General features: G+C 69.5%; 7 protein-coding genes. 5 read left to right on the top strand and 2 right to left on the bottom strand.

The window, feature by feature from the left end:
- Window positions 1-65: 65 nt before the first annotated feature.
- Window positions 66-2,831 (bottom strand): transglycosylase domain-containing protein, encoded by a 2,766-nt coding sequence (locus tag ABT129_RS00435; protein WP_351894714.1) that lies wholly within the window; start codon window positions 2,829-2,831, stop codon window positions 66-68.
- Between the two features lie 372 nt (window positions 2,832-3,203).
- Here ABT129_RS00435 and ABT129_RS00440 point away from each other — a divergent pair, with 372 nt between their 5' ends.
- The 3 genes from ABT129_RS00440 (at window position 3,204) to ABT129_RS00450 (ending at window position 6,350) form a co-directional block, all read left to right on the top strand.
- A complete protein-coding gene (locus tag ABT129_RS00440) occupies window positions 3,204-3,884 on the top strand; it encodes a PadR family transcriptional regulator (protein WP_189804943.1) in 681 nt (226 codons plus the stop codon).
- A gap of 48 nt (window positions 3,885-3,932) precedes the next feature.
- Window positions 3,933-5,015: an inositol-3-phosphate synthase gene (locus ABT129_RS00445; RefSeq protein ID WP_351894717.1), complete on the top strand. Its 1,083-nt coding sequence runs from the start codon at window positions 3,933-3,935 to the stop codon at window positions 5,013-5,015.
- A gap of 75 nt (window positions 5,016-5,090) precedes the next feature.
- Window positions 5,091-6,350: an MFS transporter gene (locus tag ABT129_RS00450; protein WP_351894719.1), complete on the top strand. Its 1,260-nt coding sequence runs from the start codon at window positions 5,091-5,093 to the stop codon at window positions 6,348-6,350.
- 81 nt (window positions 6,351-6,431) lie between these two features.
- On the opposite strand, the gene ABT129_RS00455 is transcribed toward ABT129_RS00450, so the two are convergent.
- Window positions 6,432-7,898 (bottom strand): CCA tRNA nucleotidyltransferase, encoded by a 1,467-nt coding sequence (locus ABT129_RS00455; protein ID WP_351894721.1) that lies wholly within the window; start codon window positions 7,896-7,898, stop codon window positions 6,432-6,434.
- A gap of 213 nt (window positions 7,899-8,111) precedes the next feature.
- On the opposite strand from ABT129_RS00455, the gene ABT129_RS00460 reads away from it, so the two are divergent.
- Window positions 8,112-10,475, top strand: coding sequence for a DUF6049 family protein (locus ABT129_RS00460; RefSeq protein WP_351894723.1), 2,364 nt, complete (start codon window positions 8,112-8,114; stop codon window positions 10,473-10,475).
- A 45-nt stretch (window positions 10,476-10,520) separates the two neighbouring features.
- Window positions 10,521-12,758, top strand: coding sequence for a murein biosynthesis integral membrane protein MurJ (murJ, locus tag ABT129_RS00465; protein ID WP_351894725.1), 2,238 nt, complete (start codon window positions 10,521-10,523; stop codon window positions 12,756-12,758).
- Window positions 12,759-12,769: the final 11 nt, after the last annotated feature.

Raw genomic sequence — 12,769 nt, forward strand, 5'->3', positions numbered from 1 at the left:
GCGGCCGGCCCGTACGGAAGGTACGGGCGGACGCGGCGGCCCTCGAAAAGTGCCCCGGCGGAGGATCAGGGGTTCCAGGCCCCGCCACCGGGTCTGTTGCCGTTTCCGTTCTCGTCGTCCGTCGGTGTGCCGGTCGGCGAGGTGGGCATGGTGGGCGGCGTGGTGGTGGGCTGCCCCGTGTTGCCTCCGGGGTCGCCCGGTTCCCCGGTGTTGTTGCAGTCCCAGTCCCAGACGTCACACGTCGGCTTGCCCGGCTTCGTCGTCCTGGTCGGCGGGGGAGTCGTCGTCGGCGGCGCCGTCGTCGTGGCCGGGGGAGTCGTCGGGGGCATCGTGGTCTCGGTGGGCGTGGGAGTGGCCGTCGGGCTCGGCGTCGGGCTGGTGGCCCCACCGCCGAAGACGGGCACGGCGCCCTCCAGCTTGTCCGGCTTCGGGAAGTCCTTCTTCGGGTACTCCGCCACGGCCTGGGTCATGTAGTCGTGCCAGATACGGGACGGGAACGACGAGCCGTGGATCTTCGGCTGGTCACCCGTGCCGTACATCTTCAGGAACTCGCGGCCCTTCTTCGACTCGTCGTCGTCGAAGCGGTACATGTCGATCGCGGTCGCCAGCTGCGGGGTGTAGCCGACGAACCAGGCCGACTTGTTGTCGTCGGTCGTACCGGTCTTGCCGGCCACGGCCCGACCCGGGATCCGCGCCTTCTTGCCGGTGCCCTCGTCGTCCTCCACGACGGACCGGAGGACGTCGGTGACGTTGTTGGCGATGGCGGGAGAGAAGGGGGCCTTCTCCTTCGACTCGTGCTCCTTGATGACGACGCCGTCCTTCTTGACGGACTCCACCGAGTAGGGGTCGTTCTGCTTCCCCTCGTTGGCGAAGGTCGCGTAGGCACCGGCCATGCGGATGGCGCTCGGGCTGGAGACACCGAGCGAGAACGACGGCACCTCTCCCTGCACGAGGGAGTCGGGACGCAGACCCGCGGCGACCGCGGCCTCGCGGACCTTGTCGATGCCGACGTCCATGCCGAGCTGCACGAACGGCGAGTTGGCGGACCGGACCATGGCGCGGCGCAGGGTGATGTCCCCGTAGCTCGCGTTGTCGTCATTGGCCTGGCGCCACTCCTCGCCCTTCTCGTTGTGCCAGATCTCGCCGTTGTACTTCCGGACCGCCAGCTTGTTCTTGCCGGAGTAGCGGCTCTTGTCCGGGTCGACGAGCTTGCGCGTGGTCGAGTCCTGGGTGGCCCCCAGCTCGGGGTCGCGGACCCCGTCCTTCATCGCGGCGGCGAGCACGAAGGGCTTGAACGTCGATCCGACCTGGGCGCCGGTGTTGTCGGCGTTGCTCTGGAAGTGCTTGGTCGCGTCGACGCCGCCGTAGATGGCGACGATCTTCCCGGTCTCCGTGTCGACGGAGGCGCCGCCGAACTGGACGTGCTTGTCCGTCTCCGGACGCTTCTTCGGATCGATGTACTCGTCCAGGATCTTGTTGACCGACTTCTCGAGCGTGACCACCTTGTTCTTGTCGAAGGTGGTGTGGATCTCGTAGCCGCCGCGCTCCAGGTCCTGCTCGGTGATGCCGAACTGCGCGTTGATGTTGGCCTTGGCGGTGCTGACCAGGTAGCCGATCTGACCGCCCAGGTTGGCGCTCTTCTTCTGCTTCTCGACCTTGGGGAAGGTCTGGTACTTCGCGCGCTCGGCGGCCGGGAGATGCCCGTCGTTCTGCATCTCGTCGAGGATCCACTTCCACCGCTTGGTGGCCCGCTCCGTGTTCTTCTCCCGTGTGGCGGCGGAGTCGATCTCGGGGTAGCCGGCGGGGTCGTAGTAGGTCGCGCCCTTCAGCACCGCGGCGAGCAGCGCCGACTGGCTGGGGTCGAGCTCCTCCGCGTCCTTGTTGAAGTAGGCGCGGGCCGCCGCCTGGATCCCGTACGCGCCGCGGCCGTAGTACGAGGTGTTCAGGTAGCCCGCCATGATCACGTCTTTGTCGACCTCGCTGCCGACCTTCATGGAGATGAAGAGTTCCTTCACCTTCCGGCTGACGGTCTGCGACTGGTCGTCAAGACGGTTGTTCTTGACGTACTGCTGGGTGATCGTCGAACCGCCCTGGGTCTCGCCGCCCTTCGCCATGTTCCACACGGCGCGGCCGATGCCCATGGGGTCGATTCCGGAGTCGTCCCAGAAGGTCTTGTTCTCCGCCGAGATCACCGCGTTCTGCATGGACTTCGGGATCTTCGCGAACGGGACGATCTGGCGGTTCGTACCGCTGCCCGTCGCGACCATGCGGGAGCCGTCGGCCCAGTAGTAGATGTTGTTCTGCGACTTCGCGGTCAGAGCCTCGTTGGGGATCTCGACCTGCGAGTACGCGATCGCGGCCGCGCCCATCAGGCTGGCGGCGAAGAACAGGAACGTGCCCGTCACGAGCCGCCACGACGGCATCCAGCGGCGCCAGCCGTACTTGCCGTAGCGCGGGTAGTCGATCATCCGCTTCTTGCCGGGCGGGCGGCCTCCGGGGCCGGGGCCGCGCCCCGCACCGCCGCCACGGCCTCCGCCGCCACCTCCACGGCGTCCGCCACCGGGGCCACCGGGGCCCCCGGGGCCGTTCTCGGCCCCCTTCCGGCGGCTGCCGCGCTGGGCGGCCCTCCGCGCCTCCGCACGACCCCCGTAGGGGCGCGGCTCCTCCCCATGGGAGGAAGTGGGCCCGTACGAGGCCGAAGGGGCCCCCGTACCGACGTCCTGGGCCGGGGCCGACCTGCGGCCCACCGGCTGTTGGGCAGCGCGCCGTGCCGCCGCGCGACCGCCCGTCGGCGGCTGCTGCGGCGGCATTTTGCGACGATGCTCGCTCATCGAACGACTACTCCTCGGGCAGGCACATACGCCTGGAAGCGGCAGTTGAGTTCCGGTCCCCCCGAAATGCGCACGGCCGGAACCCCATCGGAGGCCCCTCCGTATCGCAGCCGGTCACCCGGAGCACTGACGCCCCACGGCATCGCTCGGTTCCCGGTCTTCTGCATGCCGCACAGCCTACGCACGGCCAAAACCCACCTACGGCCGGACTTCACCCCAAATCAGGCAACTCGATCACTGTGAATTGACGATGTGACGCCGGTCACGGCGGTCCCACTTGTCGAGACACTCGGGCCGTTCTATCGTGCTGATGTATCGAGTCGATACATCAGCACGGCATAAGGGCCCCGAAGGCGGAGGAGGAGGCGACGAATGAGCAGACGCTCCGGCATCCTCGAGTTCGCCGTTCTCGGCCTGCTGCGCGAGGCTCCGATGCACGGGTACGAGCTGCGGAAACGGCTCAACACCTCGCTGGGCGTCTTCCGGGCCTTCAGCTACGGAACGCTGTACCCCTGCCTCAAGACGCTGGTCGCCAACGGCTGGTTGATCGAGGAACCGGGCAGCGCACCCGAGGAGGCCCTCGCCGCTTCACTCGCAGGACGCCGAGCCAAGATCGTCTACCGGTTGACACCCGCGGGGAAGGAGCACTTCGAGGAGCTCCTCTCCCACACCGGCCCGGACGCCTGGGAGGACGAGCACTTCGCAGCACGCTTCGCCTTCTTCGGTCAGACCGAGCGCGAGGTGCGGATGCGCGTCCTCGAAGGGCGCCGCAGCCGGCTGGAGGAGCGTCTGGAGAAGATGCGCGCCTCCCTGGCACGGACCCGCGAGCGCCTCGACGACTACACACTTGAGCTGCAGCGCCACGGAATGGAGTCCGTGGAGCGCGAAGTGCGCTGGCTGAACGAGCTCATCGAGAGCGAGCGGGCGGGGCGGGATCAGCGATCCGGCCCCGATGCCCCCGCTCTGCACGACAACGATTCTGGAGAGACGGGCGGCCTGCCCCGGCACGGGGGCAGTACCCGGCCGGATCCGTCCGACGACACCGCCAAGTGAAACCCTGCACACAGCAGGGCTTCCACGATTACACAGGGAGCAACCGGAATGGGTTCGGTTCGCGTAGCCATCGTCGGCGTGGGCAACTGCGCCGCCTCGCTGGTTCAGGGCGTCGAGTACTACAAGGACGCCGACCCGGCGGCCAAGGTGCCCGGCCTCATGCACGTCCAGTTCGGCGAGTACCACGTCGGTGACGTCGAGTTCGTCGCCGCCTTCGACGTCGACGCGAAGAAGGTCGGCCTCGACCTCTCGGACGCCATCGGCGCCAGCGAGAACAACACCATCAAGATCTGCGACGTCCCGAACAGCGGCGTCACGGTCCAGCGCGGTCACACGCTCGACGGTCTCGGCAAGTACTACCGCCAGACCATCGAGGAGTCCGCCGAGGAGCCGGTCGACGTCGTCCAGGTCCTCAAGGACCGTCAGGTCGACGTTCTCGTCTGCTACCTGCCGGTGGGTTCCGAGGCTGCCGCGAAGTTCTACGCGCAGGCCGCCATCGACGCCAAGGTCGCGTTCGTCAACGCTCTTCCGGTCTTCATCGCCGGCACCAAGGAGTGGGCGGACAAGTTCACCGAGGCGGGCGTCCCGATCGTCGGCGACGACATCAAGTCGCAGGTCGGCGCGACCATCACGCACCGCGTGATGGCGAAGCTGTTCGAGGACCGTGGTGTCCGTCTTGAGCGCACGATGCAGCTCAACGTCGGCGGCAACATGGACTTCAAGAACATGCTGGAGCGCGACCGCCTGGAGTCCAAGAAGATCTCCAAGACCCAGGCCGTCACCTCGCAGATCCCCGACCGCGAGCTGGGCGAGAAGAACGTCCACATCGGTCCGTCGGACTACGTGGCCTGGCTGGACGACCGCAAGTGGGCGTACGTGCGCCTCGAGGGCCGCGCCTTCGGCGACGTTCCGCTGAACCTGGAGTACAAGCTCGAGGTGTGGGACTCCCCGAACTCGGCGGGTGTCATCATCGACGCCCTGCGCGCCGCGAAGATCGCCAAGGACCGCGGCATCGGCGGCCCGATCCTCTCCGCGTCCTCGTACTTCATGAAGTCCCCGCCGGTGCAGTACTTCGACGACGAGGCCCTGGCCAACGTCGAGAAGTTCATCAAGGGTGAGGTCGAGCGCTAAAGCTCACCACGCTTGTCGATCGAGGGTCCCCGAGCCGCTGCCCGGGGGCCCTCTTCGTATGTGAGTCTTGCGGGCATGTCCGTCGTACGTGATCTGCGCGTACTCCTGCGCCTGACGAACTTCCGCCGCCTGCTCGCCGTGCGGCTGCTGTCGCAGTGCGCCGACGGCGTCTACCAGGTGGCCCTCGCCACGTACGTCGTCTTCTCCCCCGAGAAACAGACCTCGCCCACCGCCATCGCCTCCGCCATGGCGGTCCTCCTGCTCCCGTACTCGCTCGTCGGGCCGTTCGCCGGCGTGCTGCTGGACCGATGGCAGCGACGCCAGGTCTTCCTGTACGGCAACCTCCTGCGCGCCCTGCTCGCCGGCGGGACCGCCCTGCTCGTCCTCGCCTCCGTCCCCGAGTGGCTCTTCTACGCCTCCGCGCTCTCCGTCACCGCCGTCAACCGCTTCGTCCTCGCGGGGCTCTCCGCCTCGCTCCCACGGGTCGTCGACGCCGAGCGGCTCGTCGTGGCGAACTCGCTCTCCCCCACCGCAGGCACCCTCGCCGCGACCCTGGGCGGGGGCCTCGCGTTCGGCATCCAGCTGATCGTCGGCTCGTCCGACGCGGCCGTGGTGGCCTTCGGTGCCGTGCTCTACCTCTGCGCCGCCCTCGCCTCGCTGCGGATGTCCCGAGAGCTCCTCGGGCCCGACCCGGAACTCGTGCCGCAGCGCCTCCGCTCAGCCCTGGCCTCCACGGCTCGGGGCCTGGCCTCAGGAGTGCGCCACCTCGCCGAGCGACGGCCCGCAGCCCGCGCTCTCGCCGTCGTGGGCCTCATGCGCTTCTGTTACGGCGCTCTGCTCGTCACCGTGCTCATGCTCTGCCGCTACGCCTGGAGCTCCACGGAGTCCGAAGGCCTCGGGCTCCTCGGGCTCGCCGTCGCCGCCTCGGGCGCGGGCTTCTTCGCCGCGGCCCTGCTCTCCCCCTGGGCGGTGGCGCGGTTCGGCCCCTTCGGCTGGATGACGGTGTGCGCGGCCACCGCGGCCGTGCTCGAACCGACACTCGGGCTGACCTTCGCCCCCACGCCCTTCCTCGTCGCCGCCTTCGTCCTCGGCCTCACCACCCAGGGGGCCAAGATCGCGACCGACACCGTGGTGCAGACGTCCGTGGACGATGCCTACCGAGGCCGGGTCTTCGCGCTCTACGACGTGCTGTTCAACGTCGCCTTCGTGGCCGCGGCGGGGGTCGCGGCGCTGATGCTGCCGCCCGACGGTCGCTCCGCCCTGCTGATCGTGCTGGTCGCCGTGATCTACGCGGGGATCGCGCTGGCACTGCGAGGCGAACGCACCGAGGGGTGATGTTTCACGTGAAACACCACCCCTCGTCGCTGTCGCGGGCACCGGTGTTTCACGTGAAACACCGCCGCGCCCGGAACCGGCTCAGCTCTGCGCGTCCCACCACTCCTTGAGCGCGCCCACGGCCTGGTCGTGCTCCATCGGCCCGTTCTCCAGCCGGAGCTCCAGCAGGAACTTGTACGCCTGTCCGATAGCAGGGCCGGGACCGATGCCCAGGATCTCCTGGATCTGGTTGCCGTCGAGGTCGGGACGGATCGAGTCCAGCTCCTCCTGCTCCTGGAGCTGGGCGATGCGGTCCTCCAGCCCGTCGTAGGCACGGGAGAGCGCGCTCGCCTTGCGCTTGTTGCGCGTGGTGCAGTCGGAGCGGGTCAGCTTGTGCAGACGCGAGAGCATCGGCCCGGCGTCGCGGACGTAGCGGCGCACGGCCGAATCGGTCCACTCCCCGGTCCCGTAGCCGTGGAAGCGGAGGTGCAGTTCCACGAGCTGCGAGACGTCCTTGATCATCTCGTTGGAGTACTTGAGCGCGGTCATGCGCTTCTTGGTCATCTTCGCGCCCACCACCTCGTGATGGTGGAAGGAGACCCGGCCGTCCTTCTCGAAGCGGCGGGTCCGCGGCTTGCCGATGTCATGGAGCAGGGCGGCGATGCGCAGAACCAGGTCCGGGCCGTCCTCCTCCAGGTCGATCGCCTGGTCGAGCACGGTCAGCGAGTGCTCGTAGACGTCCTTGTGGCGGTGGTGCTCGTCACTCTCCAGGCGCAGCGCGGGCAGCTCGGGGAGCACGTGATCGGCGAGACCGGTGTCCACGAGGAGCCCGAGGCCCTTCCGCGGGTGGGCCGAGAGCAGCAGCTTGTTGAGCTCGTCACGGACCCGCTCCGCGGAGACGATCTCGATCCGCCCGGACATCTCCTTCATCGCCGTGACGACCTCGGGGGCGACCTCGAAGTCCAGCTGAGCGGCGAAACGCGCGGCGCGCATCATGCGCAGCGGGTCGTCCGAGAAGGACTCCTCCGGCGTACCCGGCGTGCGCAGCACCCGGGCGGCGAGGTCTTCAAGACCGCCGTACGGGTCGATGAACTCCTTCTCGGGGAGCGCCACGGCCATGGCGTTGACGGTGAAGTCGCGCCGGACGAGGTCCTGGTCGATGGAGTCGCCGTAGGAGACCTCGGGCTTGCGAGAGGTCCGGTCGTACGCCTCCGAGCGGTACGTGGTGACCTCGACCTGGAAGCGCTGATCGACGTCTCCGACGCGGGCGTCCTTCTGGCAGCCGACCGTTCCGAAGGCGATGCCGACCTCCCACACGGCGTCGGCCCACGGACGGACGATCTTCAGAACGTCCTCGGGGCGGGCGTCGGTGGTGAAGTCCAGGTCGTTGCCGAGCCGGCCGAGCAAGGCGTCCCGCACCGAGCCACCGACCAGCGCAAGGCTGAACCCGGCCTCCTGGAAACGGCGGGCGAGGTCGTCGGCGACAGGGGACACGCGCAGCAGTTCACTGACCGCGCGGCGTTGCACCTGGCTCAGTGCAGTCGGGGTGTCTTCGTTGGCGTTCGGCACAACAGAAAAGGGTACGTGCCCCGGCTCGCGGCGACGTCCCCGTTTTTCCCGTGGGCCGGGCGTCGGGAGCCGCCATACGACCACCGGTCGAAGATCGCCTGGAGCAGTCCCCGGCACTTGCTCCCAGCGTGCCTCGTTACCATGCCTGGACACAGCAACCGGGAAGCACCCACCCCGCTGGTATCACCGACAACGACGAGGACGGGCGAACGCGTGGCCGAGGCGGCAGACATCCAGGGAACCGGTCCCTCACCTGCCCGCCGATGGCTGCGGCGCACGATCACCATCGCCGTCGGCGCGCCGCTCCTCGCCGGGCTGCTCCAGGCCCCGGCCACGTCCCCGGCGTCGGCCGCCGAGGACGCCACCGGATCGAAGACCGTCGATGTGTCTCTCGACACGCTGGCTCCGAGCGCACCGGTCGAGGGGGACACCGTCACCGTCACCGGGACGGTGACCAACCGCGGCAAGAAGACCATCACCGACGCGACCGTGGATCTGCGCGTCGGGCCGCGGATGACGAGCCGCAGCGAGATCGAGCAGGTGACGGGCCGCTCCGGCTACCGGAGCGACAGCGACCCGGCGCCCCTCGACGAGGCGCCGGCCGTCGAGATCCCCCGGCTCGGCGCCGGCCTCAGTGCCGACTTCTCCCTCTCCGTACCGGTCTCCGAACTCGGACTCGACGAGGCGGGCGTCTACCAGCTGGGCGTCTCCCTGACCGGGCAGACCTCGGACCGGCGCTACGACCGGGTGCTCGGCATCGAGCGCACCTTCGTGCCGTACCAGCCCGAGGCCACCGAGAAGAAGACCCAGCTCACCTACCTCTGGCCGCTGATCTCCTCGTCGCACATCTCGGCGGAGACGGCGACCGACGACCAGCAGACCCCGGTCTTCGAGGACGACGCCCTGGCGGCCGAGCTGAAGCCGGGCGGACGGCTCGACCAGATGGTCTCGCTGGGCAAGGACCTTCCGGTGACCTGGGTGGTCGACCCGGATCTGCTCGCCTCCGTCGACGCCATGGCGAACGGCTACCGCGTCAAGGACGGCACCCTGCACGTCCCCGGACCGAACCAGGTCGTCGCCGAGAACTGGCTGAACTCGCTGATGAAGGCGATCGAGGGCCGCAAGATCGTGGCCCTGCCCTTCGCGGACCCCGACGTCGCCTCCCTGGCCCACCGCGGCAAGGACGTGCCCGGCTCGCTCGGACACCTCCAGTCGGCGACCGCCCTCGCCGCGATGACGGTCGAGACCGTCCTGCACGTCCAGCCCGCCACCGACTTCGCCTGGCCCGCCGACGGGGCCGTCGACCCCTCCATCGTGGCGGTGGCGACCTCGGCCGGCGCCGACAAGGTGATCGCCCGCAGCGACAGCGTCCGCGACGACCTCGCCTACACGCCCACGGCGGCACGTCCGCTGGGGAACGGCAACACCACGGCCGTGGTGAGCGACGCGCTCCTGTCCACCGCCTTCGAGGGCGACATGGTCCGTGCGGAGAACTCGACGCTCGCGGTCCAGGAGTTCCTCTCGCAGTCCCTCGCGGTCACCCTGGAGCAGCCCGAGGACCAGCGCAGCATCGTGGTGGCTCCCCAGCGGGTGCCCACGGTCGCCCAGGCGCAGACCATGGCGGCCGCCCTGCACGGCCTCTCCGGACGCCGCTGGAGCCAGCCGATCGACCTCCTGGCGGCCGCCAAGGCCAAGCCGGACCCGGACGCCTCCACCGCGGTGCCCAGCAGCTCGCGCTACCCGAAGAAGCTGCGCGACCGGGAGCTTCCGGTCCAGGCCTTCCGTGACATGAAGACCACCCGGGACGAGCTGGACGACTTCAAGGTCATCCTCTCCTCCGAGGACCGGGTCGTCACCCCGTTCGGCAACGCGATCAACCGCGAGATGTCGACCTCGTGGCGGGGGCAGGCCAGAGCCGCCGCGCTCTACCGGATCAACGTCCTGGAGTACCTGCAGACCCTCACCGAGGGCGTCCAGCTGGTCGACAAGTCCGACCTCACGCTCTCCGGCCGCAGCGCGACGATCCCCGTGACCGTCCAGAACAAGCTGCTGCAGGACGTGCACCTCGTGCTGCGGCTCACCTCCAGCAACAAGAGCCGGCTGAACCTGAACGACGAGGCGAGCGCCGAGCTGCCCGTGAAGATCAGCGGCGGCCACAGCCAGTCGGTGAAGTTCAACGCCTCCGCCACCGTCAACGGCCAGGTGCCGATGACGGCCCAGCTCTACACCGAGGACGGCACCCCGTACGGTCAGCCGATGACCTTCACCGTGAAGGTCTCCGAGATCACCGCCACGGTGATGCTCGTGATCGCGGGCGGAGTCCTCCTCCTCGTCCTGGCCGGTGTGCGGATGTACAGCGCTCGCAAGCGGGTGGCCGCCCGGAACGCCGAGGCCGAGGCGGCGGAGGCGGAGACCGAGGCGGACGAGACGGAGACGGACGCGGAGCCGGGGACGGAGGCCGGGGTGCCCACGGAGGAGCCCGACGGCGGCGAACCCGAGCAGCCGAGTGACCCGACACCGGACACCGGGCCCGAAAGCGGCGACCCGTCGGGCGCGGGTGAGAAAGTGGACCGTTGAGCGATGTCGTGGCCGGTCGGCCGGGGACGATGAGGTGGGGTAACCATGAACGCGCCGTACGACGGTGACCGCGGCCAGGGCGCGGGCGGCACCGCCCCGCCCGGTGGGACGCCCGCGGCACCCTCCGGCTCCGGCTACCCGCCGGTGCCGCCCCCGCAGCAGGGCGCCCCAGGTCCGCACGGGCAGGCCCCCTACGCCCAGGACCCCTACACGCAGAACCCGTACGCCCAGGACCCCTACGTCCAGGACGCCTACACCCATGACCCGTACCGGGCCCAGGACCTCTCCGCGCAGGACCCGGTGACCGAGGCGCTCTACGACCGCGCCGCGCACCCGCCGCCCCCGCCCGGCACCTACCCGGACCCGCAGCCGCTCTACCAGCAGCCCGCGACGCCCCAGCACGCTCCCGACCCGCGGGTGTGGGCCCAGACCCCGGCGCCGGAGCCCGACGGCCCCTCGCGCCACCTGCCGTACGGCGACGACGCGCGCACGGTCCAGTTCACCGGCGTCGACGACCTCGTCACCCGCGCCGGCGAGGAGCAGCCCGAGACGGACGCCTTCGCCCACCTGTACCGGGACCAGCAGACGCCCGGCCAGGTACCCCCGCCCGCCCCGGAGCCGGACCCGATGCCCGCCCCCGCCCCGAAGAAGTCCGGCCGCGCCTCCGGGCTGCTGAAGTCGAGCGCGGTGATGGCGGCCGGCACCCTGGTCTCCCGGCTCACCGGCTTCGTCCGCAGCCTGGTGATCACCGGCGCCCTCGGCGCGGCGCTGCTCGGTGACACCTTCACCATCGCCTACACCCTGCCGACGATGATCTACATCCTCACCGTCGGCGGCGGTCTCAACTCGGTCTTCGTGCCGCAGCTCGTCCGCTCGATGAAGAACGACGAGGACGGCGGCGAGGCCTACGCCAACCGTCTGCTCACCCTGGTCATGGTGGCGCTCGGCGCGATCGTGGTCCTCGCCGTCTTCGCGGCGCCCGTGCTGATCCGGCTGATGTCGAACACCATCGCCGACGACGCCGCGGCCAACAGCGTGGCCGTCACCTTCGCCCGCTACTGCCTGCCCACGATCTTCTTCATGGGTGTGCACGTGGTGATGGGTCAGATCCTCAACGCCCGCGGCAAGTTCGGCGCGATGATGTGGACCCCGGTCCTCAACAACATCGTCATGATCGTCACCTTCGGCCTGTTCATCTGGGTCTACGGCACCTCCGCCGAGTCCCAGATGGGTGTGCAGACCATCCCGGAGGACGGCATCCGCCTGCTCGGCATCGGCACCCTGCTCGGACTCGTCGTCCAGGCCCTGGCGATGATCCCGTACCTGCGTGAGACCGGCTTCCGCTTCCGCCCCCGCTTCGACTGGAAGGGCCACGGGCTCGGCAAGACGGTCAAGCTCGCCAAGTGGACCGTGCTCTTCGTCCTCGCCAACCAGGCGGGCGTCCTGGTCGTCACCCAGCTCGCCACGGCCGCCGGTGAGGAGTCCGGGAAGAACGGTGCCGGCTTCCTCGCCTACTCGAACGCCCAGCTGATCTGGGGCATGCCGCAGGCCATCATCACGGTCTCCGTCATGGCCGCGCTGCTGCCGCGGATCTCCCGCGCCGCCCACGACAACGACCCGGGCGCCGTCCGGGACGACATCTCGCAGGGGCTGCGCAACTCGGCGGTCGCGATCGTCCCGGTCTCCTTCGCCTTCCTGGCGCTCGGCGTCCCGATGTGCACCCTGCTCTACGCCTCCAGCGGCATCGAAGCAGCCCAGGGCATGGGCTTCATCCTGATGGCCTTCGGCCTCGGACTGATCCCCTACTCCGTCCAGTACGTCGTCCTCCGCGGCTTCTACGCCTACGAGGACACCCGGACGCCCTTCTACAACACCGTCATCGTCGCCGCCGTCAACGCGGCCGCCTCGACGATCTGTTACGTCGTCCTGCCCGCCCAGTGGGCCGTCGTCGGCATGGCCGCCTCGTACGGGCTCGCCTACGCCGTCGGGGTCGGCATCGCGTGGCGCCGCCTCCGCAAGGTGCTGGGCGGCGACCTGGACGGCACCCACGTCCTGCGGACCTACGCGCGCCTCTGCATGGCCTCCGTGCCCGCAGCGATCGTCTCCGGCGCGGTCGGCTTCGGCCTGCTGAAGCTCCTCGGCGAGGGGGCGTTGGGCTCGCTCGTCGCCCTGCTCGTCGGCGGAGCGGTCCTCCTCGGTGTCTTCTTCGTCGCGGCCAAGCGCATGCGGATCACGGAGCTGAACACCCTGGTCGGCATGGTGCGCGGACGTCTGGGACGCTGAACCGACGGACC

The organism is Streptomyces sp. NPDC002057 (genome assembly GCF_040296665.1).
GTDB lineage: Bacteria > Actinomycetota > Actinomycetes > Streptomycetales > Streptomycetaceae > Streptomyces.

Bases quoted from the DNA above. Each gene is read 5' to 3' on its own strand.
- ABT129_RS00435 (WP_351894714.1), bottom strand. From the start codon at position 2,831: ATGAGCGAGCATCGTCGCAAAATGCCGCCGCAGCAGCCGCCGACGGGC.
- ABT129_RS00440 (WP_189804943.1), top strand. From the start codon at position 3,204: ATGAGCAGACGCTCCGGCATCCTCGAGTTCGCCGTTCTCGGCCTGCTG.
- ABT129_RS00445 (WP_351894717.1), top strand. From the start codon at position 3,933: ATGGGTTCGGTTCGCGTAGCCATCGTCGGCGTGGGCAACTGCGCCGCC.
- ABT129_RS00450 (WP_351894719.1), top strand. From the start codon at position 5,091: ATGTCCGTCGTACGTGATCTGCGCGTACTCCTGCGCCTGACGAACTTC.
- murJ (WP_351894725.1), top strand. From the start codon at position 10,521: ATGAACGCGCCGTACGACGGTGACCGCGGCCAGGGCGCGGGCGGCACC.